Raw genomic sequence first — 21,655 nt, 5'->3', positions numbered from 1 at the left:
GGCGGCCAGCCCTCGGGCAAGCCTTGAGTGAAGCAGAAAGTGCCCGCCCCATGCGCAAACCCCGCGCATGAGCAACGTGACGAATGGCCTGTAGTCGGCCTCGCCAAGCACTTTCCTCGAAAAACCTGTCGAGCCGTTCAACCCGACGCCTGCAACAAAAACCGCAATCGAACGTGCAGACGCAAAAAAGCCGGGAATTTCCCGGCTGCCGCATCATACACACGTTTTCCCAAAGGATCACCCCGCCCGACGCTTTAGCCGCCGGGCGGAGTGCTTCAGGTCAACGTCGCATCAAGGCTTGGACTTTTCCAGGTACTGGAAGAAGTCGCTGCTTGGGTCAAGGACCAGGACGTCGGATTTGTCCGCAAAGCTTTCACGGTAGGCACGCAGGCTACGGTAGAACGCGTAGAACTCCTGATCCTGACCATAGGCCTTGGCGTAGATCGCAGCGGCCTGGGCATCACCGTCACCGCGCAGCTCTTCCGATTCACGGTAGGCTTCGGCCAGCAATACGCGGCGCTGACGATCGGCGTCGGCACGGATGCCTTCAGCCAGCTCGTTACCCTTGGCGCGGTGCTCACGAGCTTCACGCTCACGCTCGGTGCTCATCCGCTCGAACACACTGCGGTTCACTTCCTTGGGCAGGTCGATGGCCTTGACCCGGACATCGACAACTTCGATACCCAGCTCTTTTTCCGCCATCGCGTTCAGCGAACGAGTGATGTCGGCCATGAGCGCATCACGCTCACCAGACACGACTTCATGCAGCGTACGCTTACCGAACTGGTCACGCAGGCCCGACTCAAGACGACGGGACAGACGCTCGTCGGCAATCTGCTTGAGACCGGAAGTCGCGGTGTAGAAGCGCTCGGCATCTTTCACGCGCCACTTGGCGTAGGCGTCCACCATCACGGCTTTCTTTTCCAGCGTCAGGAAGCGTTGTGTCGGTGCATCCAGTGTCATCAGGCGGGCATCGAACTTACGCACCTTGTTGACGTACGGCACTTTCACATGCAGGCCCGGCTGGACATCCGCCTGGACCACGCGACCGAATTGCAGCAACACCGCACGCTCGGTCTGAGCCACGATGTAGAAGCAGTTCCAGGCAGCGATCGCCACGACGACACCGACAATAAGGGCGATCAGCGATTTATTGCTCATCAGCGACTCTCCCTGGTACGTGCTTGCTGTTGCTGCTGCTCCGCCGCCGCGCGGGCATTGGCTTCATTGCTGGCCGCTGCCGTGCTGGACGGTGGCGTGCCGGTTTTACGACCGCCTTCGACCATCTTGTCCAGCGGCAAGTACAGCAGATTGCTCTGGCCGTTCTTGTTGCCGGTCACGAGGACCTTGCTGGTGTTGCTGAAGACTTCCTGCATGGTGTCCAGGTACAGACGCTCGCGGGTGACTTCAGGCGCCTTGCGATACTCGCTCACCAGTTTGGTGAAGCGATCCGCCTCACCCTTGGCGCGGGAGACCACTTCGTCGCGGTAACCGTTGGCATCTTCAATGATGCGCTGGGCCTGACCACGGGCTTCCGGCACGACGCCGTTGGCGTAGGTCTCGGCCTGGTTGCGCGAACGCTGCTCGTCTTCACGGGCACGGATCACGTCATCGAAGGCTTCCTGGACTTCACGCGGTGCCGCTGCGCTCTGAACGTTGACCTGGGTAACGGTGATACCGGTGCGATAGGTATCGAGGAACCTTTGCAGGCGCTCCTTGATTTCGCTGGCCATCAACTCACGACCTTCAGTCAGCACCTGGTCCATGGCGGTAGAGCCCACCACATGACGCAAGGCACTTTCAGTGGCGTGCTGCAGGCTGATTTCCGGTTGGTCGACGTTCAGTACGAAGTCTTGCAGATTGGAAATCTTGTATTGCACGGTCAGCGGCACTTCGACGATGTTCTCGTCTTCGGTGAGCATCTGGCCCTGCTTGGTATAGGCACGCTCACGCGTGACGTTTTCCATGAACTTCTTGTCGATCGGCGGGAAATAGATGTTCAGACCCGGACCGACAGTCTCGTAGTACTTGCCGAAGCGCAGCACCACGGCCTGCTCCTGCTCGTCCACGACATATACCGCGCTGTACAGCCAGACAGCCGCGAGCACGACGAGACCAATGCCGAGCAGGCCATAACCGCCACCCTTGCCCGAACGGCCACCACCATCGTCACCGCGTTTCTTACCACCACCGAACAAACCGTTCAGGCTTTCCTGCAGCTTTCGGAAGGCCTCGTCGAGATCCGGCGGCCCCTTGCGGTCGCCGTTGTTACGACGTTTTCCACCCCAGGGATCCTGATTATTCGAGTTGCCACCCGGCTCATTCCAAGCCATAGCGCTCTCCATCTGATAAAGCAAAGACGCACCCACGGCGCGCCGACCAATGCTACAGAATGCCTGACACAGCTTTCTCAGGCTTTTATTGCAAAGTGTGTTGCTCGATGAATTCCATCGGCTGCAGCCCTTCGCGACTGACCAGTCGATTGAGCTCCGCCCGAGGCAGGCGAACCGCCAGCAGGCAGACGCCTTCTTCGTCGTGTTCTTCTTTCTGCACCGCTCCGAGCTCAAAGAACTGGGCCCGCAGCCGAGCGAAACGTTGCGGCAACTTCAGCGTGCCAACAAACAAGTCGTTGCCCAGCAGCTCCGCCACGGCCTGCTTGAGCAGGTCGAGGCCGGAGCCGTCGCGGGCCGATAACCAGACCCGCTGCGGTTTGCCATCGGCATCACGCTGGATCTGCGGCTCCACGCCTTCGAGCAAATCGAGTTTGTTGTATACCTCGAGGATCGGCAAGTCCTGGGCTCCGATCTCGCCCAGCACCACCATGACCTGCTCGATCTGCAGCATCCGGTCCGGCTCGGCGGCATCGATCACGTGCAGCAGCAGGTCGGAGTTGCTCGACTCTTCGAGCGTAGCCCGGAAAGCCTCCACCAGCTTATGCGGCAGGTGCCGAATGAAGCCCACGGTGTCGGCCAGCACAATCGGCCCGAGGTCGTCCAGATCGAGCCGGCGCAGGGTCGGATCGAGCGTGGCGAACAACTGGTCGGCGGCGTAGACATCGGACTGGGTCACGTTATTGAACAGCGTCGATTTGCCGGCGTTGGTGTAACCCACCAATGAAACCGTCGGGATATCAGCACGCTTGCGGCCACGCCGGGATTGCTCGCGCTGGCTGCGGACCTTTTCCAGACGCCCCTTGATCTGGCGCAGGCGAACCCGCAGCAGGCGCCGGTCGGTTTCCAGCTGGGTCTCACCCGGACCGCGCAGACCGATACCCCCCTTCTGCCGCTCAAGGTGGGTCCAGCCACGAACCAGGCGCGTACTCATGTGCTCAAGCTGGGCCAGTTCGACCTGGAGCTTGCCTTCATGAGTGCGGGCGCGTTGGGCGAAGATATCGAGAATCAGCCCCGTCCGGTCGATCACGCGACACTCGAACACACGCTCGAGGTTACGCTCCTGACTGGGCGTGAGGATGTGATTGAAAATCACCAGGTCGACCTGCTCGGTTTTGACCAGGTCGCGCAGTTCCTCGACCTTGCCGCTACCTATCAGGTATTTGGCGGTTGGCCGATGACGCGGCACGTTAAAAAACGCGACGGTCTCGGCGCCGGCCGAAAGTGCCAATTCCTGAAACTCCTGCGGATCTTCGCGCGCCTCAGGGTCTTGTCCATCCAAGTGAACGAGAATGGCCCGCTCACCCCCACCGTGGCGCTCAAAGAACAAAGGAGACTCCTATCAAGCGTTACCCGGTTCAGCGTCACCGGCTTCGGATTCGGTTGCGCTAGGCAGACGAATCGCACGCACAGGCACTACTGTCGAGATCGCGTGCTTGTAGACCATCTGGCTGACGGTGTTTTTCAACAGGATGACGAACTGGTCGAAAGACTCGATATGGCCTTGCAGTTTGATCCCGTTGACCAGATAGATGGACACCCCAACTTTCTCTTTACGTAAAGTGTTCAAGTAAGGGTCTTGTAGCGAATGCCCTTTTGACATGTGCCGCACTCCTTTAAGGATCAATAATTAAAATCGGAATCAGATGGCTTGGGCCGTCACACCCCCAAGGATAGACGGCAATTGCAAGGACTCAGCTCAATATGGAGATGGTCCCAAGGTATTTCAAGGCGCGCGGCAGATTGTCGCAATCAAGACTGTCAAGCCAATGCAAGTCAGTCCAGCTCCGCAGCCAGGTGAACTGGCGTTTCGCCAATTGGCGCGTGGCAATGATTCCACGCTCCTGCATCTCGGCTGACGTCAGCTTGCCGTCCAGATAGTCCCAGACCTGTCGATAACCCACCGCACGTATAGACGGCAACCCGGCATGCAGGTCACTTCGCTCACGCAGGGCTACGACCTCGTCTATGAATCCCTGTTCCAACATTAATGTGAATCTTTGTTCAATTCGCCGATGCAGCACTTGCCGGTTCGCCGGAGCGATGGCCAGATTGGCGACAGTATAGGGCAATTGTTGCATTCCCGAAGCGGCTGCTTCAGTACTTTGCGCAGATTGTCGCTGTCGCAGGGCCGTCATGCTCTGCCCGCTGACCCGATAGACCTCCAGCGCCCGGCTGAGCCGTTGCGGGTCGTTGGGGTGAATGCGGGCCGCCGACTCCGGGTCGATGACCGCCAGTTGCTCATGCAGGGCTTGCCAGCCAAGGCGTGCAGCCTCTTCTTCGATCTGCGCGCGCACGTTGGGATCGGCAGCCGGCATGTCCGCCAGCCCCTCGACCAGAGCCTTGTAGTACAGCATCGTGCCGCCCACCAGCAGCGGAATCTTGCCTCTGGCAGTGATGTCGGCCATGGCCTGAAGGGCATCGCGACGAAAATCCGCTGCCGAGTAAGCTTCGGCCGGATCCAGGATGTCGATCAGTCGGTGCGGGAACTCGGCCAGCAGCTCTTTTGACGGCTTGGCCGTGCCGATGTCCATGCCCCGGTAGACCAAGGCCGAATCGACGCTGATCAGCTCGCAGGGCAGCACTTTGGTCAACTCAATGGCCAGGTCGGTCTTGCCGGCTGCGGTCGGCCCCATCAGAAAGATCGCAGGTGGTAACTGGCTCATCAACGACCGCGCAGGAACAGTTTGTCCAGGTCGTCCAGGCCCAGTTGGGTCCAGGTCGGCCGGCCATGGTTGCATTGGCCGCTGCGCTCGGTGTTTTCCATATCCCGCAGCAGGCCGTTCATTTCCGGCAAGGCCAGACGCCGGTTGGCGCGGATTGCGCCGTGGCAGGCCATGGTGCCGAGCAGTTCGTTCAGGTGCGCCTGGATCCGGTCGCTGGTGCCGTACTCCATCAGGTCCGCCAGCACGTCGCTGACCAGTCGGTTGGCCTCGGCCTGTTTCAACAACGCCGGGATCTGCCGGATCGCCAGGGTTTCCGGGCCCAGGCGCTGCAGCTCAAAGCCCAGGCGCTGGAACCAGCTCACATGCTCCTCGGCGCAATCGGCCTCACGCTGGCTGACCGCCAGGGATTCAGGCACCAATAGCGGTTGCCCGCTAAGGCCTTCGCTGGCCATGGCGATCTTCAGGCGCTCGTACATGATCCGCTCGTGGGCGGCATGCATGTCTACCAGAACCAGGCCTTGGGCATTTTCCGCGAGGATATAGATGCCTTTGAGCTGCGCCAGGGCATAACCCAGTGGCGGAATGTCACCCTGGCCGTCCGGCAACGCCGCCGCACCGGCCTCAGGCAGGGGCTTGAAGAACTCGCGATAAGCCGCCTGAGCTTCGGCGGCGGGCACGCTCGATTGCGCACGCGGGGTGTATTGGTACTGGTAACCGCTGCCCGCGCCGGTCCCGGCGGCGTTGTAGGTCGGCTGGGGCTGGGGTTGCTCCAGCAGTGCGTTGGCGGCCAGGCGCATTTCGCCCTGAGGCCCGAATTCGCCAGCCTCCAGCCCCGTTGGCCGGACCATGCCGGCAACTGCCGCCGGTGCCGCCAATTGATCTTCGGGGCGCACATCACCCAAGGCGCGGTGCAAGGTGCCGTAAAGGAAATCGTGCACCATGCGCCCGTCACGGAAGCGTACTTCATGCTTGGTGGGATGCACGTTGACGTCCACCACCGCGGGATCGACTTCGAAAAAAAGCACGAACGTTGGATGCCGACCGTTGAACAACACGTCGCGATAGGCCTGGCGCACCGCGTGGGCCACCAGCTTGTCGCGCACCGCCCGCCCGTTCACGTAAAAGTACTGCAAGTCCGCCTGGCTGCGAGAAAAAGTCGGCAGCCCGACCCAGCCCCACAGGTGCAGGCCATTGCGCTCCACTTCGATGGGCAGAGCCTGCTCCAGGAACCCGGCACCGCATACCGCGCCGACGCGTCGAGCACGGGCCGCATCATCATGGGCCTCGTGCAGGCTGAGGATGGTCTTGCCGTTGTGGCGCAAATGGAACGCCACGTCAAAACGCGCCAGCGCCAGACGCTTGATGACTTCCTGCAAATGATCGAATTCGGTCTTCTCGGCCTTGAGAAACTTGCGCCGCGCCGGGGTATTGAAGAACAGGTCGCGCACTTCCACCGAGGTGCCCACCGGATGGGCCGCGGGCTGGACGCGAGAGGCCATGTCCCGGCCTTCGGTCTCGACCTGCCAGGCCTGGTCGGCTTCGCGGGTACGCGAGGTGAGCGTCAGGCGCGACACCGAACTGATGGAGGCCAGCGCCTCGCCACGGAACCCCAGGCTCATGACCCGCTCGAGGTCTTCCAGATCGCGGATCTTGCTGGTGGCGTGGCGCGCCAGGGCCAACGGCAGGTCGTCGGCAGGAATGCCGCCACCGTCATCGCGCACACGCAGCAGCTTGACACCGCCCTGCTCGACATCCACATCGATGCGCCGGGCCCCGGAGTCGAGGCTGTTCTCCAGCAACTCCTTGATCACCGACGCCGGACGCTCGACCACCTCACCGGCGGCGATCTGGTTCGCCAGCCGGGGGCTGAGCAGTTCGATGCGGGCAGTGCTGCCGGTCAGTTCATCGCTCATTGCTTGACCACCACTTCGTTGCCGGGAATGGTCAGGGTCTGGCCGATCTTGAGCTCGTCGCTCTTGAGATTATTGGCACTGCGCAACGACGCGGGCGACACCTGATAGCGCACCGCGATCATTGCCAGGGTTTCGCCAGGATTGACCCGATGGTCTCGCGGCCCCTGGGCGATCTTGCCGGAGTCTCGTAGCCAGGCGATGTAGGTGCCCGGTGGCGGGTTCTGCTGGAAGAACTGTCGCACGCCGCTGCTGATGGAGCGGGCCAGGGCTTGTTGGTGGCTGGAGGATGTCAGCTTCGAGGCTTCGTTGGCGTTGGAGATGAACCCGGTTTCCACCAGAATCGACGGGATATCCGGCGACTTGAGCACCATGAACCCGGCCTGCTCGACGCGTCGCTTGTGCAGCGGCGTGACACGCCCAATGTTGCTCAAGACTTTTTGACCGACGTTCAGGCTGGACGTCAGCGAGGCGGTCATCGACAAATCGAGCAGCACGCCGGCGAGCATGCGGTCCTTGTCATCGAGGCTGACGTTACCGGCACCGCCAATCAGGTCGGAACGGTTTTCGCTGTCAGCCAGCCAACGGGCGGTCTCGGAGGTGGCCCCCCGGTCAGACAGGGCAAACACCGAGGCCCCGAACGCGGCTTTTGAAGGGGCGGCGTCGGCATGGATCGAGACGAACAGGTCCGCGCCCTTCTTGCGGGCGATTTCGGTACGGCCACGCAAGGGAATGAAATAGTCTCCGGTACGGGTCAGTTCCGCGCGAAAGCCCTTCATACCATTGACCTGGCGCTGCAACTCACGGGCGATGGACAACACCACGTCCTTTTCACGCTGCCCTCGCGAGCCAGAGGCACCCGGGTCCTCCCCCCCGTGACCGGCATCGATCACAACGATGATATCGCGCTTGCCGGAAGGCGCCGGCGGTAGCTTGAGAGCAGGCTCGGTCGGCGTGACCGGCACCGCCGGCACTGTGGCGACTTTGGTCGGCGGCGCAGGCGGTGGCGCGGCATCGCCCGGGTTGTCGAACAAGTCCACCACCAGTCGGTTGCCGTACTGGGCGTTGGGCGCCAGGGTGAAGCTTTTCGGGGTCACCGCCTTATTCAGATCGACGACCACCCGCAGGTCAGTCGGCGTGCGCTGAGCCGAGCGAATGGCCGTGATCGGCGTGTTGGCGGTGGCGGCTGTCAGCGGCGCCCCCAGGGATGCGCCATTGATGTCGATCACCAGGCGATCCGGAGCGGTCAGGGTGAATACGCTGTGCTGCACCGGCCCCGTCAGGTCGAACACCAGACGAGTGTTGTCCGGCGCCCGCCACAGACGAACGCTGCTGACCTTCGTCTGTGCCACAGCATCGACGGCCAGTGCCGTAAGCAACATTCCTACGACAGCAACCACCGCGCGAAAGCGCATACCAAACCCCATCATCAATTAGTTTCCAGTGCCAAAGCGGCACACCACGACTCGCCACGCGAGCCTTGCGGCGTCAGTATCAACGAACGCCCGCCGTTCTGCGCGCCAATGGTAATGGTCAGGTCGGGCTTTGGCAAAAAGCCTGCACCCTTCTGGGGCCATTCGATCAGACACAAGGCGTCATCTTCGAAGTAATCGCGGATACCGAGGAATTCCAACTCTTCAGGGTCCACCAGTCGGTACAGGTCAAAATGGAAGGCACGAATGTCGCCGATTTCGTAGGGTTCAACCAACGTGAACGTAGGACTTTTCACTGCGCCGACGTGTCCCAGGCCACGAATAATGCCGCGGGACAAGGTGGTTTTTCCCGCGCCGAGGTCGCCCTCCAGAAAAATCAGACCATGGCCTGCCGTGGTACGCGCAATGCGCGCCCCCAATTGCGTCATGGCTTGTTCGTCCGCCACGTACAGGGTTACTTCAGACACGGTGAATGCTCCTCCAACAACTGACGAATGGCCGGGATCAGATCGGTCGCCGCCAATCCCCGGCCCGACTGACCGGCTTGCGCACCGGCATTGGCATGCAGCCACACCGCAAGGCAGGCGGCGTCAAAGCCATCCATGCCTTGGGCGAGCAACGCACCGACCACCCCGGCCAGTACATCCCCGAGGCCTGCCGTGGCCATGGCCGGATGGCCCTGGCTACAAACCGACAGGCGACCGTCTGGACTGGCAATCAGGCTGCCAGCGCCTTTGAGAATCACTGTGGCCGCGTATTGTTTGCTCAATGCGTGGGCCGCCGCCGGACGATCGGCCTGCACCTGAGCCGTGGAGATACCCAGAAGCCGCGCCGCCTCGCCCGGATGAGGGGTGATCACACAGTGCGCGGGCAAACTGACCGCGCCACTGCTCAGCAGGTTCAGCGCATCGGCATCCCACACCTGGGGCAGCGATGCGTTGGCCGCCGCCGACAACAAGCTACGGCCCCACGCAGCCTGACCAAGGCCCGGCCCCACCACCAACACACTGACCTGCTCAAGCAACCCCATCAATTGGTTTGCTGAGTGGGTGCCCTGCACCATGACTTCGGGTAAACGCGTCAGCGCAGCGGACACATGCTCGTTGCGAGTGGCCATGGACACCATCCCCGCGCCGCAACGCAGGGCACTCTCGGCGCTCATCTGGATAGCCCCGCCGAAACCTCGATCGCCGCCGATCAATAGAACATGACCGAACTTGCCTTTGTGGGATGCGCGCGCGCGCGGCGTCAGACCCGGCAGATTAGCGGGCTGCAGAAGCCGGGCCGTGGCCGGCGCCGCCTCGACGATGTCGGGATCGGCATGCAGATCATTGAATATCAGTTCACCGACCCGGTCCGCCGCATCGCCTGTGAACAGGCCCAGCTTCAGGCCGATAAAGGTTACGGTCAGGTCGGCCGTCACTGCCGTACCCAGCACCCGTCCCGTGTCGGCACACAGCCCCGAAGGGATATCCACCGCGGCCACTGGCAGGCCACTGACATTGATGGTGTCGATTGCCCGAACGTAGGGCTCGCGTACTTCGCCACTCAATCCCGTGCCGAGCAAGGCGTCGAGCAGCACACCGCGCAAGTCGGACTCGTCCGACCATGGCTCCACCGGCACACCCACCGCCACCGCCTCGGCGTGGGCATTGGCGGCATCCCCCTGCAAACGCCGGGGCTCACCCACCGTCAGCACCCGCACTGACCAGCCGGCACGGCGGGCCAGGGTCGCCACCAGATAACCGTCGCCGGCGTTGTTGCCATGCCCGGCCAGCACGGTCAGCTCGCTGGCGTCTGGCCAGTGCCGGACAATGGCGCGCCAGGTGGCGCGGGCGGCTCGCTGCATCAATTCGAAGCCAGTCGTGCCTGCCGCAATCAGCTGTGCGTCAAGGGCCCGGACCTGCGCGGCACTGTACAGCGCGTCGGGAAAATCATCTTTAGTGTGCGGCATGCGTCTTCGGGCTCCGATGTCTGGCAGAATTATACGCATCTCAGCTCCGGTTTCTCTCGCCTCATGCCCGTCATTCCCACAGACCTCCCCGCCCTCGCCCAATCCATCAAGGACTGGGGCCGCGAGCTGGGTTTCCAGCAGGTCGGCATCAGCGGCCTGGACCTGGCCGTGCATGAGCAACATTTGCAGCGCTGGCTCGACGCGGGCTATCACGGCGAGATGGACTACATGGGCGCCCACGGCAGCAAACGCTCGCACCCCGAGGAACTGGTGCCGGGCACATTGCGTGTGGTTTCCCTGCGCATGGACTACCTGCCGGGCGACACGCAAATGGCGCAGATGCTCGGCCAACCGGAAAAAGCCTACGTCTCGCGTTATGCATTGGGCCGCGATTACCACAAATTGATCCGTAAACGCGTGCAGCAGCTGGCAGAAAAAATTCAGGCGGTCATTGGCCCCTTCGGTTATCGGGCCTTCGTTGACAGCGCACCGGTGCTGGAAAAAGCCATCGCCGAGCAGGCCGGCTTGGGCTGGATCGGTAAAAACACCCTGGTACTGAACCGCAAGGCCGGCAGCTATTTCTTCCTGAGCGAACTGTTCGTCGACCTGCCGCTGCCGGTTGACCCGCCCCACGCCAGCGAACACTGCGGAAAATGCACCGCATGCCTGGACATCTGCCCTACGAATGCCTTCGTCGGCCCCTACGTCCTGGATGCCCGACGCTGCATTTCCTACCTCACCATCGAACTCAAAAGCGCCATCCCCGAGGAACTGCGGCCATTGATCGGCAACCGGGTGTTCGGTTGCGATGACTGCCAGATCGTCTGCCCGTGGAACCGCTTCGCCCGACCGTCCGGAGAAAGCGACTTCAAACCGCGACACAACCTGGACAATGCCGGGTTGGCCGAGTTGTTCATGTGGGACGAGGAAAAATTCCTCAGCAGTACCGAGGGCTCGCCCCTGCGCCGCGCCGGGTACGAACGCTGGTTGCGCAACCTGGCGGTGGGGCTGGGAAATGCACCTTCAACCATCCCGGTCATGCAAGCGCTTGAAGCGCGGCGCGATTACCCATCGGAACTGGTGCGCGAGCATGTGGAGTGGGCGTTGCGCCAACACGCCGAGCGTCAGACCTCGTCGTTGTAGACGAACTTCGGCATTTCCCAGTGAAAGCGGATCGCCAGGAGCCGCAACAGGAAACCGCCGAACAAGGTGATGAGGATCGCCTGCTCGCTCGGCAACTGCAGATAGACACACAGCATGTAGCACCACGCCGCGGCAAACGAAACGCTGGCATAGAGCTCGCGACGGAAGATCAGCGGGATATCGTTGCAAAAAATGTCACGCAGGATGCCACCGAAAACGCCGGTAATCACGCCACTGACCGAAGCCACCAACATGCCATGGCCCATTTCCAGGGCGGTCATGCAGCCGATCAGGGTGAACGCCACCAGGCCCACGGCGTCGAGCACCAGGAATAACGAGCGCAAATGGCGCATCCAGCGCGCCAGGATCACCGTCAGCATCGCCGCCGCGGTGGTCAGCACCAGATATTCCGGGTGCCTGACCCAGGTGAGCGGGTAATGACCGAGCAGCACATCGCGCACCGAGCCGCCACCCAACGCGGTGACGCAGGCGATCAGCACCACGCCAAACCAGTCCATGCCACGACGCCCGGCAGACAAAGCCCCAGTCATGGCTTCGGCGGTGATGGCGATCAGGTAAAGCATCAGCAACATGATGGCGGTCCTTGCAGGAAGGCGCGCAGTCTAGCCAGTTTGGGCAGGCACCAAAAGAGGGCGCGACACCGTCTTCTGCCTGAGCGCCATGCCGCCCGTTCAAACTACCCCTGTGGCGAGGGAGCTTGCTCCCGCTCGGCTGCGCAGCAGTCGCCAAACCGGACAACTCGATCTACCTGAAGCTGTTGGGCCTGCTTCGCAGGCCAGCGGGAGCAAGCTCCCTCGCCACAAAAGCGTGCTCGCACAACAGCCGAGGAGCCGACTTAGAACTTGATGAAGTGCTTACGGTAGTGCTGCAGCTCGGCGATGGACTCGCGGATATCGTCCAGGGCCAGGTGGCTGCCGCCCTTCTGGAAGCTGTCACGTACCTCAGGTGCCCAGCGGGCGGCCAGTTCCTTGAGGGTGGAGACGTCCAGGTTGCGGTAGTGAAAGTAGCTTTCCAGGGATTTCATATGGGTATAGAGAAAGCGACGATCCTGGCAGATGCTGTTGCCACAGATCGGTGACTTGCCCTTGGGCACCCACTGCTCAAGAAAGGCGATGGTTTGGGCTTCGGCCTCAGCCATGCTGATTTTGCTCTCGCGCACCCGTTGGGTCAGGCCTGAGCCGCCGTGCTGGCGAGTGTTCCATTCGTCCATACCCGCCAGGACCTCGTCGCTGTGATGGATCGCGATCACAGGGCCTTCGGCCAGGGTGTTGAGATCACTGTCGGTGACGATGGTGGCCATTTCGATGATGACGTCGGTGTCCGGGTTCAGACCGGTCATTTCCAGGTCGATCCAGATCAGGTTCTGCGGGTTCTGCATGGGGGAGCTCCTCGGCGTAGCTGCGCAGTTTAGCTTAGGCTTTGAACGAAAAGTGCCTGCGCGACGATCATGCTGCGTTGAAAACAGCCTCGGAATGCTCATTGACCACCAGTCAACGCCGCTTCCTCGCCTGTTTTCGCCCTGCCTGATCGCTGCTCGGCGACTTTTCGTTCAAACCCGAGGCAGGGCCTTGAGCGTGCTAAACTCGCGGCCGTTTTTACCTAATCGCTGCATTCTTCATACGGAACACCCATGGCCAAACGCCAACTCAATCGTCGTCAAAACTGGCGCATCGAAAAGATTCAGGGCGAGCGCGCCGCCCGCGCCGCCAAACGCGAATCCAGCGCGGTACAAGCGCTGGAGGGCGGCGACCTGGGCCCTGAACAGACCGGCCTGGTGATCGCGCACTTCGGTGTACAGGTCGAGGTCGAGGCCCGTGAAGGCGAATTGGCCGGCCAGGTATTCCGCTGCCACCTGCGAGCCAACCTGCCGGCCCTGGTCACTGGTGATCAGGTGGTCTGGCGTGCCGGCAACCAAGGCATCGGCGTGATCGTGGCTCAACTGCCGCGCCACACCGAACTGTGCCGTCCGGACAGCCGAGGCCAGCTCAAGCCGGTGGCGGCCAACGTCGACATGATCGTCATCGTCTTCGCCCCGCTACCCGAGCCCCACGCCAACCTGATCGACCGCTATTTGGTCGCGGCCGAACACGCCGGCATCCGCCCCTTGTTGCTGCTCAACAAATTCGACCTGATCGATGAACACAACGCCCCGGCGCTGAACGCACTGCTCTCGGTCTATCGGCACTTGGGCTACCCGGTGCTGGAGGTTTCGGCTCACCACGGCGACGGCATGGAAAAATTGCAGGAACAACTGGACGGGCGCATCAGCGTGTTTGTCGGCCAGTCCGGTGTCGGTAAGTCGTCGCTGGTCAACAGCCTGCTGCCGGAAGTCGAGACGCGCGTCGGGCCGCTGTCCGAGCTGTCCGGCCAGGGCACTCACACCACCACCACTGCGCGGTTGTTCCACTTCCCCGGCGGCGGTGAATTGATCGACTCGCCGGGCATCCGCGAGTTTGGCCTGGGCCACGTCAGCCGAGCCGATGTGGAAGCGGGGTTCATCGAGTTCAACGACCTGATCGGCACCTGCCGTTTCCGCGACTGCAAGCACGACCGCGAACCCGGTTGCGCCCTGCTCAAGGCGCTGGAAGACGGTCGTGTGCAGCAGCAACGGATGAACAGCTATCGCTCGATCATCGCCAGCTTGCCGGAAAGCAGTTACTGATCCGAAAGGAAGACAAGCCGGACACAGTTGTGGCGAGGGGATTTATCCCCGCTGGGGCGCGAAGCGCCCCCCCCTTTATCACCCCGAATATCAGATGAAAAAAGAGGGGCTACTTCGCAGCCCAACGGGGATAAATCCCCTCGCCACAGGTTTACGCTCGCCAGTCAGGTCACTGCGCAGGCGGCTCGGCCGGTTTCGGCGCGAGATCATCGAACAGATTCAGACGCTCACGTACCTCATGGGCGGGAACAGGCTGCTGGTCCGCCGGCAATGCGTTCGGATCCGCCGCCGCGCCGGGCGTACCCGGCACTTCACCCGGCGCGCCGGCGCCCTGGGCCGGGTCCGGCGCCGGGTCATCGGTTTGCGAACCTTCGATGGCTTTCTGGGCCTTCTTGGTCAACACCACGATATCGATCCGCCGGTTGACCGGGTTGAACGGGTCTTTGCGGTCGAACAGCGCCGAGGAGGCATAACCGACCACCCGCGCCACCTGCTCGTCCGGATAACTGCCGGCCACCAGGGCCCGACGAGCCGCATTGGCGCGATTGGCGGAGAGTTCCCAGTTACCGAAATCGCCTTTGCCGATGAAGGGCTTGGCATCGGTATGACCACTGATGCTGATCTTGTTCGGCACCGCTTTGATGGTGTCGGCCATGGCCAGCAGAATATCTTCGAAATAAGGTTTCAGGCGCGCGCTGCCAGAGTCGAACATCGGACGACGGTTCTCGGCGTCCATGATCTGGATGCGCAAGCCGTTCGGCGTGATTTCGAACAGGATCTGGTCCTTGAACTTCTGCAGTTGAGGGTTCTCTTCGACTTTGTTCTGCAACTCTTGCAGCAACAACTCCAGACGCTCTCGCTCGACCTCCTCGGCCATGCCTTCGGCGTCATTGGCGTCTACCTTCGCCTTGTCGGGCTGAGGCTGGGATTCGACTTCAGGGTTGAGGGTGTTTTCCGGCGCCAGGACCGGCGAGCCGCCCAGGTCGATGATATACGGCGTGCCGCTTTCGGAAAAACCCACCGGGTCCTTGAAATAACCGGCGATGGCGATTTTCTGCTCTGGAGTCGCGGTGGACAGCAGCCACAGCACCAGAAAGAACGCCATCATCGCCGTCGCGAAGTCGGCGAAGGCGATTTTCCAGGCGCCCCCGTGATGCCCGCCGGCGATGCGCTTGACGCGCTTGATAATGATCGGCTGGTTGTTTTCCATCTTAGCGACCGCGAACCGCTTGTTCTAACTCGGCGAAGCTTGGACGGTGCGCCGGGTACAGGACCTTGCGACCGAACTCCACAGCCAGCGATGGAGGCATGCCCGAAGCCGAGGCCACGAGCGATGCCTTGATGGCTTCGTAGACATTGAGTTCTTCCTTGGCGTCGTGGGCCAGGGAATGGGCCAACGGGCCAAAGAAGCCATACGCGGCGAGAATACCGAAGAAGGTACCTACCAGTGCCGCACCTACGTGCAGGCCGATAGATGCCTGGTCGCCTTCGCCCAGGGAGGCCATGGTCACCACGATGCCCAATACCGCCGCGACGATACCGAAACCCGGCATGCCGTCGGCGATGCCGTTGACCGCGTGAGACGGGTGCTCCAGATCTTCCTTGAGGCTGTACAGTTCCATGTCGAACAGGCCTTCGAGCTCATGGGGAGCCATGTTGCCGGACGACATGATGCGCAGGTAATCACAGACGAACGCCGTCATGCGCTCATCCTTGAGTACCGTGGGGTACTTGGCGAAGATCGGGCTGGACGCTGCGTCTTCGATATCCCCTTCGATCGCCATCATGCCTTCGCGGCGGCTCTTGTTGAGGATCTCGTAGATCAGCCCCAGCACCTCAAGGTAGAAAGTGTGGCTGAAACGCGAGCCGAACATGCTCAAGGACTTCTTGAGCACGTGCATCGTCATGTAGCCGGGGTTGGCTTGCAGGAATGCGCCAAGGGCCGCGCCGCCGATGATCAAGACCTCAAAGGGCTGGACCAGGGCGGCAATCTTGCCATGGGAGAGCACGTATCCGCCCAGAACGCTCGCGAACACGACAATGATGCCGATAATTTTAGCCATAGATAGAAAGTACTTATTTAAGTCGGGTTCAAGGTCATATTCGGAAGCTGAAAAATCTCTTCTTCTACTTATCGGCAAAACTGCGCCAGACTATAGCCAGTTCAGGCGAAAAGCCAATTTGCCCCGTTCCGGGCGTAGATACTCCCTATGATGATCGCGTCCAGCCATGGCTAATGAAACGAAGGTTCCAACTCCACGACCGAACACGCTCGAAGGCTGGGTCAAGCTGCTCGAGGGCGTCCATCTGCCAGTGCCGCAAGCCAGTCATGACCTGGTCTGCAAAGCCATTGCCGACAGCCGCCGCTCACTGCGCGACATTGCCGAGCTGATCCAGGACAGCCCCGCCCTGGCGCTGAGCGTCATTCGTGAAGCCAACCATCACACCCATGGCAACTTTGCCGAACCGGCAGAAAATCTCGAAGTGGCCATCAACCGCCTCGGCCTCAAGCGCACCGAAGAACTGCTCGCCCGACTGCCCTCGTTGCCGGAACAGCAAATCCCCCTCGCGCTGCGCCAACTGCAATTGATCAGCCAGCACGCAACGCAACAGGCCAATGGTTTTTTTGCCAGCCGCCTGGCGCGGCTATGGCAAGACATCCACTGGGGCAGCCTGCTGTTTCTGTCACCGCTCTGGCCGCTGGCCCTGACTCATCCGGGATTGCTGGGCGAGTGGGAATTGCGGGTTGTCCATAAAGGCCAGTCAGCGAGCAAAGTGGAGCGCGAGTTGTTCGGCGTCAGCCTGCTGAAAATCTGCCTGGCGCTGGTAGAGACCTGGCGCCTGCCGGTCTGGGTGGCGCAGGGCTACCGCCTGCTGCTCAACGAACGCCGCGAGCTGGTGAAAGTCCTACGCATCGCCCGGGACAGTGAACACCCGCTGCGCCAGCAGAATCGCCTGGACGATGACCCGACCCTGCGGCGCTGGCTCAATCAGCCAGCCAACACAGTGCTGCTAGCCAACGGCCTGGCCCTTTCAGCGCAACAGGCGTGGGACGGCCCTCACAGCACCCGCTGGCAATATCTGACAAGTTTGTATCTGCAGATGTCCATGGATGACGTCCAGCAGCAATTGCACCAGCAAGCCGTCATCAGTGCCCGCCACAACACCATGCCGGACCTCTGGCATCCGGCTGTGGCGTTGATCTGGCCCTGGGGCAGCCGACGCGTCCACCCGGGGCTGCTGCCGGCCGCCCCGCCCAGCGCCGAAGACCTGACCCAGTGGCGCAAGCAATGCGCCGAATTGCTGCTGGAACCGAGCCCGTTCAGCAACGCCATGCACCTGACCACCTCGGCACGGGACGCCTTGGTGGCCTGCGGCATGCGGCGAGTGATGATTCTGATGGCCGACCGCAGCCAGACCAGCTTGCGCGTGCATCAGATCGCCGGCCTGCCCAAAGAAGCGGCGGCCATGAGTTTTTCCATCAGCCAAAGCAAAGTGTTGCAACGGTTGCAGGCCCAGCAGGCCCAGGTTCGCCTGAACCCGGACAACAACGCTCAGTTTTCGGCGTTGCTGCCGCCGGGCCTGCGCAGCCTGTTTCGCGGCGAACACCTGCTGTTGCGTTCACTGACCTGCAACGGCCGGGTGATCATGCTGGTGGCGGTGGACCAGGGCGGCGGGCCCTTCTCGGACGTGACGGTGCAGGCCTTCGGCAAAACCGTGCAGTGTATCGAACGCGCCTTGCACAGCTTTACCAACCGCGGTCGCTGATCTTGATACAATCTTTTCCCTTTGCGCCCCTGGAGACCTCACATGCCTGACTTCTCTGGCTTGCCGCTGGTAATCGAGCCGAGCGACCTGCTGTCGCGCCTCGACGCCCGCGAACTGATTCTGGTGGACCTGACCAGCGCCGCCCGCTACAGCACCGGGCACATCCCTGGCGCACGCTTCGTCGACCCCAAGCGCACCCAACTCGGCCAGCCCCCGGCACCAGGTCTGCTGCCAGCAAAAGCCGACCTCGAGGCGCTGTTCGGCGAACTGGGGCACAACCCGAATGCGGTCTACGTGGTCTATGACGATGAAGGCGGTGGCTGGGCCGGGCGCTTTATCTGGCTGCTGGATGTGATCGGCCATTCGAACTACCACTACCTCGACGGTGGTTTGCTGTCGTGGCTGGACGAAGGCCTGCCGGTGTCCACTGAAGTGCCGCCGCCCGCCACAGGCCCGGTGAGCCTGACCCTGCACGATGAACCCACCGCCACCCGCGAATACCTGCAAAGCCGCCTCGGTGCCGCTGACCTGGCGATCTGGGACGCACGCGGGCCGCTGGAATATTCCGGCGAGAAAGTCGTCGCAGCCAGGGGCGGACATATTCCCGGCGCGATCAACTTCGAATGGACCGCCGGCATGGATCAGGCACGCAACCTGCGCATCCGCAGCGACATGCCGCAGATCCTCGAACAGTTGGGCATCACGCCTGACAAAGAAATCATCACCCATTGCCAGACCCACCACCGCTCTGGCTTCACCTATCTGGTGGCCAAGGCGCTCGGTTATCCGCGAGTCAAAGGCTATGCCGGCTCCTGGGGCGAATGGGGCAACCACCCTGATACCCCCATCGAGCTCTGAAGGTTCTTAAGGACAGTTAATGAAAAACCGCTTGTTCATCCTCAGCCAATACCTGCTACCCCACCACCTGCTGTCTCGGCTGGCCGGCTGCATTGCCGAATGCCGCGTGCGCTGGTTCAAGAATGCCTTCACCCAATGGTTCGCCAAACGTTATCAGGTGGACATGTCCCAGGCGCTGGTCGAAGACCTTACGGCCTACGAGCACTTCAATGCGTTCTTCACCCGAGCGCTGAAAGAAGGCGCCCGCCCGCTGGACCCAACACCGGGAGCGATCCTCAGCCCCGCCGACGGTGCCGTCAGCCAACTCGGTCCCATCGAGCACGGCCGGGTATTCCAAGCCAAGGGCCACAGCTTCAGCGTGCTGGAACTGCTGGGCGGCGATGCAGCCAACGCAGCGCCGTTCATGGGCGGCGATTTCGCCACCATCTACCTGTCGCCCAAGGACTATCACCGCGTGCACATGCCACTGGCCGGCACCCTGCGGGAAATGGTCTACATCCCGGGACGGATTTTCTCGGTGAACCAGACCACCGCCGAAAACGTTCCGGAACTGTTCGCCCGTAACGAGCGCGTGGCGTGCATTTTCGACACCGAGCGCGGGCCGATGGCCGTGGTGCTGGTGGGCGCGATGATCGTTGCCTCCATCGAAACCGTCTGGGCCGGCCTGGTGACGCCACCCAAGCGCGAACTGAAAACCTTCCGTTACGACGAAGCCGCCCGGGCGCCGATCCACCTGGAGAAAGGCGCCGAGCTGGGCCGCTTCAAACTGGGATCGACCGCCATCGTGCTGTTCGGCCCGAATCAGGTGCAATGGGTCGAAGACCTGGTGGCCGGTTCGCCGGGTGCAGATGGGCCAGGGGTTGGCATTGCCAAAAGCCTGATTCACGCCCTTGGAAGCCGGCTTGTGGGAGCAAGGCTTGCCCGCGATGAACGATAACGCAGTCTGAAACAAAGACCGCGGCGCCTGCATCGCGAGCAAGCTTGGCTTCCACAGCACATCCAGCGCGGCGCGCTTCTCTGTCAGCTGCTAGAGTTGGGAACATCCCTTTCATTTCCCGCCGGAGCCCATCCACGGCATGAATGAGACCAGCCCTCTCCAGCTTTCGCGCGTTCTGACACCGACCCAGTCGCGCCTGTCGTTCTGCGACGCCACGCCGCGCGACCTCAAGCGCTGGATCGCCAACCTGCCCAAGGCCAATATCGGCGAAACCGCACGCCTGTTGTACCAGGCCATCGGCGAACTCAACCAACTGATCACCCCCAGCGATAATCGCCTGCAACTGCTCGAATTGTTGCGGCCCGAGGTGTATTACGTCTGCAAACACCTGGAGCGGCATTTTTTGCAACAGGCCATCGTTCTGGATGAGCGCTCGCGCAAGATCGTCAACCTGTGCCAGGCCCTGCAAACCCAATTGGCCATGGGTTACAAACAGATCGTCGCGCGCATCTCGCCGAAATACTCCAAGGACCGCGCCCGGCTGCTGAGCACCGCGCTGCAACGCGCGATGCATGCCCTGGACGGCACGCTGCTGCGTATCAGCCAGTTGTATAGCCCGGTACCCGAAGGGCTGTGGCTCGATTTGCATCAGTTGTACCGAATCGCCTGCCACCATCGGCTGCAACACCTCAGCGTCAGCGATGAACTGGCCAGCCAGGTGCACCAGTTGAATGTCGAGCAAACCTACGTGGTCGCCCTGCTGCTGGGCACCTCACGCAGCAATCAACTGCGCCAGGGCCAGATTGCGCGACTCGTCGAGGTGCTCGAATCCTGGAGTCAGAAGGTCACGCTGGACCCGGCCACCACCGCCACGAGCCTGTTCGCCGTTGCACCGCAACTGGATATCGGGCCGCGCTATCGCTCCAAGTTCAGGGCCGAGCAACAGCCCAGCCTGCTGGGTTTCGATCCGCAGCCGCTGGTGCGCGCCATTGCCACTCATCTGGAGCAACCCGACGATCACACCTTGCCCGTGCCTGGCGCAATGAACGCCGACACCTTGCATCACCTGCAAGCGGCCTGGGGCGAAGCGGTCGAACGCAGCTTCCAGCGCACGGAGGGCAACGGCACGCTGACGCTCTGCGTGGGCATGAGCGCTTTGCACTATTACCTGGGCGGCGAGCGCTCTTTCAGCGAAATCCTCAAGGACTCTGCAACGCGCAAGGCCCGGTTCGAGGCCACACCGACCAAGACCAACGACACCTGGAGCCAGGCTTTCGACGCAGCTGCGGCCGGTGACAGTGATCTGTTGCCCTATGAAGAAATCGAGTACCCGGTCAATCCAGCCGATGACGACGGCGCCAGCTCCGACAACCAGCACCACTTCGCGACCTACGACCTGCCCATCATCAATCACAGCCCCGGAGGTTACTGCCTCGGCTGGCCGAAGGAGGTGCCTGAGCAACTGCAGGCCGGGGAAATGGTCGGCATTCGCGACACTAACGATCAAGCCTGGAGCATCGCCGTGGTGCGCTGGATCAGGCAAGTGCGCAATGGCGCCATGCAAATGGGTATCGAGCTGGTCGCGCCTCATGCCCAGCCTTGCGGGCTGCAACTGGTACGAGAGAAGGATGAGCATGGTCACTACCTGCGAGGGCTGCTGCTGCCTGAGATCAGCGCCATTGATCTGCCTCCCACCATGATCGCGCCCCGTCTGCCTTTCCAGGAAGGCCAGCAAGTGCTGATCAACACCAACGGCCAGGAACGCCGCGCCAGCCTGGACCGACGGGTGACCAGCACGCACAGCTTCAACCAGTTTGCTTATCGACAGGAAGACTCAGCGACCACCGGAGATGGCCACGACAATGAAGGGGATTTTGATTCGTTGTGGAAGTCGCTTTAGACCGCCAATACAT

General features: G+C 61.9%; 18 protein-coding genes and 1 pseudogene. 6 read left to right on the top strand and 13 right to left on the bottom strand.

Going from position 1 to position 21,655, the window contains the following annotated elements; genetic code table 11:
- Nucleotides 1-291 precede the first annotated feature (291 nt).
- From hflC to PSH91_RS02745, 9 genes are all read right to left on the bottom strand, one after another.
- Nucleotides 292-1,161 (bottom strand): protease modulator HflC, encoded by an 870-nt coding sequence (gene hflC, locus PSH91_RS02785; protein ID WP_047227313.1) that lies wholly within the window; start codon nt 1,159-1,161, stop codon nt 292-294.
- Nucleotides 1,161-2,333 (bottom strand): FtsH protease activity modulator HflK, encoded by a 1,173-nt coding sequence (gene hflK / locus PSH91_RS02780; protein WP_047227312.1) that lies wholly within the window; start codon nt 2,331-2,333, stop codon nt 1,161-1,163. The genes hflC and hflK overlap by 1 nt, the downstream gene beginning before the upstream one ends.
- 85 nt (nt 2,334-2,418) lie before the next feature.
- On the bottom strand, nt 2,419-3,720 hold the full coding sequence (gene hflX / locus PSH91_RS02775) for a ribosome rescue GTPase HflX (RefSeq protein WP_160893732.1): 1,302 nt from the start codon (nt 3,718-3,720) through the stop codon (nt 2,419-2,421).
- A gap of 12 nt (nt 3,721-3,732) precedes the next feature.
- Nucleotides 3,733-3,993: an RNA chaperone Hfq gene (gene hfq, locus PSH91_RS02770; RefSeq protein WP_047227310.1), complete on the bottom strand. Its 261-nt coding sequence runs from the start codon at nt 3,991-3,993 to the stop codon at nt 3,733-3,735.
- Between the two features lie 91 nt (nt 3,994-4,084).
- Nucleotides 4,085-5,056, bottom strand: a complete 972-nt coding sequence (miaA, locus tag PSH91_RS02765; RefSeq protein ID WP_160893734.1) for a tRNA (adenosine(37)-N6)-dimethylallyltransferase MiaA — start codon at nt 5,054-5,056, stop codon at nt 4,085-4,087.
- Nucleotides 5,056-6,969 (bottom strand): DNA mismatch repair endonuclease MutL, encoded by a 1,914-nt coding sequence (mutL, locus tag PSH91_RS02760; RefSeq protein WP_076382898.1) that lies wholly within the window; start codon nt 6,967-6,969, stop codon nt 5,056-5,058. The genes miaA and mutL overlap by 1 nt, the downstream gene beginning before the upstream one ends.
- A complete protein-coding gene (locus PSH91_RS02755; RefSeq protein ID WP_047227307.1) occupies nt 6,966-8,396 on the bottom strand; it encodes an N-acetylmuramoyl-L-alanine amidase in 1,431 nt (476 codons plus the stop codon). The genes mutL and PSH91_RS02755 overlap by 4 nt, the downstream gene beginning before the upstream one ends.
- Entirely contained in the window at nt 8,396-8,866 is a 471-nt protein-coding gene (gene tsaE / locus PSH91_RS02750) for a tRNA (adenosine(37)-N6)-threonylcarbamoyltransferase complex ATPase subunit type 1 TsaE (RefSeq protein ID WP_047227306.1), read from the bottom strand. Before tsaE ends, PSH91_RS02755 begins: the two co-directional genes overlap by 1 nt.
- Nucleotides 8,854-10,353 carry an NAD(P)H-hydrate dehydratase gene (locus PSH91_RS02745; RefSeq protein WP_305467219.1) on the bottom strand — a complete coding sequence of 500 codons (1,500 nt, stop codon included), beginning with the start codon at nt 10,351-10,353 and terminating at the stop codon, nt 8,854-8,856. The genes tsaE and PSH91_RS02745 overlap by 13 nt, the downstream gene beginning before the upstream one ends.
- 63 nt (nt 10,354-10,416) lie before the next feature.
- Here PSH91_RS02745 and queG point away from each other — a divergent pair, with 63 nt between their 5' ends.
- Nucleotides 10,417-11,496: a tRNA epoxyqueuosine(34) reductase QueG gene (queG, locus tag PSH91_RS02740; RefSeq protein WP_047227304.1), complete on the top strand. Its 1,080-nt coding sequence runs from the start codon at nt 10,417-10,419 to the stop codon at nt 11,494-11,496.
- Here the strand turns inward: queG and PSH91_RS02735 are convergent.
- Nucleotides 11,478-12,092: a trimeric intracellular cation channel family protein gene (locus PSH91_RS02735; protein WP_171061284.1), complete on the bottom strand. Its 615-nt coding sequence runs from the start codon at nt 12,090-12,092 to the stop codon at nt 11,478-11,480. The genes queG and PSH91_RS02735 overlap by 19 nt on opposite strands.
- A 260-nt stretch (nt 12,093-12,352) precedes the next feature.
- Nucleotides 12,353-12,895 carry an oligoribonuclease gene (gene orn, locus PSH91_RS02730; RefSeq protein ID WP_047227302.1) on the bottom strand — a complete coding sequence of 181 codons (543 nt, stop codon included), beginning with the start codon at nt 12,893-12,895 and terminating at the stop codon, nt 12,353-12,355.
- A 252-nt stretch (nt 12,896-13,147) separates the two neighbouring features.
- On the opposite strand from orn, the gene rsgA reads away from it, so the two are divergent.
- Nucleotides 13,148-14,179 carry a small ribosomal subunit biogenesis GTPase RsgA gene (gene rsgA, locus PSH91_RS02725; protein WP_047227301.1) on the top strand — a complete coding sequence of 344 codons (1,032 nt, stop codon included), beginning with the start codon at nt 13,148-13,150 and terminating at the stop codon, nt 14,177-14,179.
- Between the two features lie 169 nt (nt 14,180-14,348).
- Here rsgA and motB read toward each other — a convergent pair whose 3' ends face one another.
- Both motB and motA read right to left on the bottom strand, forming a co-directional pair.
- A complete protein-coding gene (gene motB / locus PSH91_RS02720; protein ID WP_305467217.1) occupies nt 14,349-15,389 on the bottom strand; it encodes a flagellar motor protein MotB in 1,041 nt (346 codons plus the stop codon).
- A gap of 1 nt (nt 15,390) precedes the next feature.
- Nucleotides 15,391-16,242: a flagellar motor stator protein MotA gene (motA, locus tag PSH91_RS02715; protein WP_047227299.1), complete on the bottom strand. Its 852-nt coding sequence runs from the start codon at nt 16,240-16,242 to the stop codon at nt 15,391-15,393.
- 166 nt (nt 16,243-16,408) lie between these two features.
- Between motA and PSH91_RS02710 the strand changes: the two genes are divergently transcribed.
- The 4 genes and pseudogenes from PSH91_RS02710 to PSH91_RS02695 all read left to right on the top strand — a co-directional run bounded on the left by PSH91_RS02710 (nt 16,409) and on the right by PSH91_RS02695 (nt 21,642).
- On the top strand, nt 16,409-17,947 hold the full coding sequence (locus PSH91_RS02710) for an HDOD domain-containing protein (RefSeq protein ID WP_047227298.1): 1,539 nt from the start codon (nt 16,409-16,411) through the stop codon (nt 17,945-17,947).
- Nucleotides 17,948-17,989: 42 nt separating this feature from the next.
- Entirely contained in the window at nt 17,990-18,805 is an 816-nt protein-coding gene (gene rhdA, locus PSH91_RS02705; RefSeq protein ID WP_047227297.1) for a thiosulfate sulfurtransferase, read from the top strand.
- A gap of 19 nt (nt 18,806-18,824) precedes the next feature.
- Nucleotides 18,825-19,686, top strand: a pseudogene (gene asd / locus PSH91_RS02700) (archaetidylserine decarboxylase).
- A 195-nt stretch (nt 19,687-19,881) separates the two neighbouring features.
- Entirely contained in the window at nt 19,882-21,642 is a 1,761-nt protein-coding gene (locus PSH91_RS02695; RefSeq protein WP_047227295.1) for a hypothetical protein, read from the top strand.
- Nucleotides 21,643-21,655 lie beyond the last annotated feature (13 nt).

Origin of the sequence: Pseudomonas sp. FP1154 (assembly GCF_030687245.1) — a bacterium.
In the GTDB taxonomy this organism is placed as follows: Bacteria; Pseudomonadota; Gammaproteobacteria; order Pseudomonadales; family Pseudomonadaceae; genus Aquipseudomonas; species Aquipseudomonas rhizophila.
The sequence above is the reverse complement of the archived record's forward strand: the minus strand, read 5'-3'. Positions and strand labels throughout refer to the sequence as shown.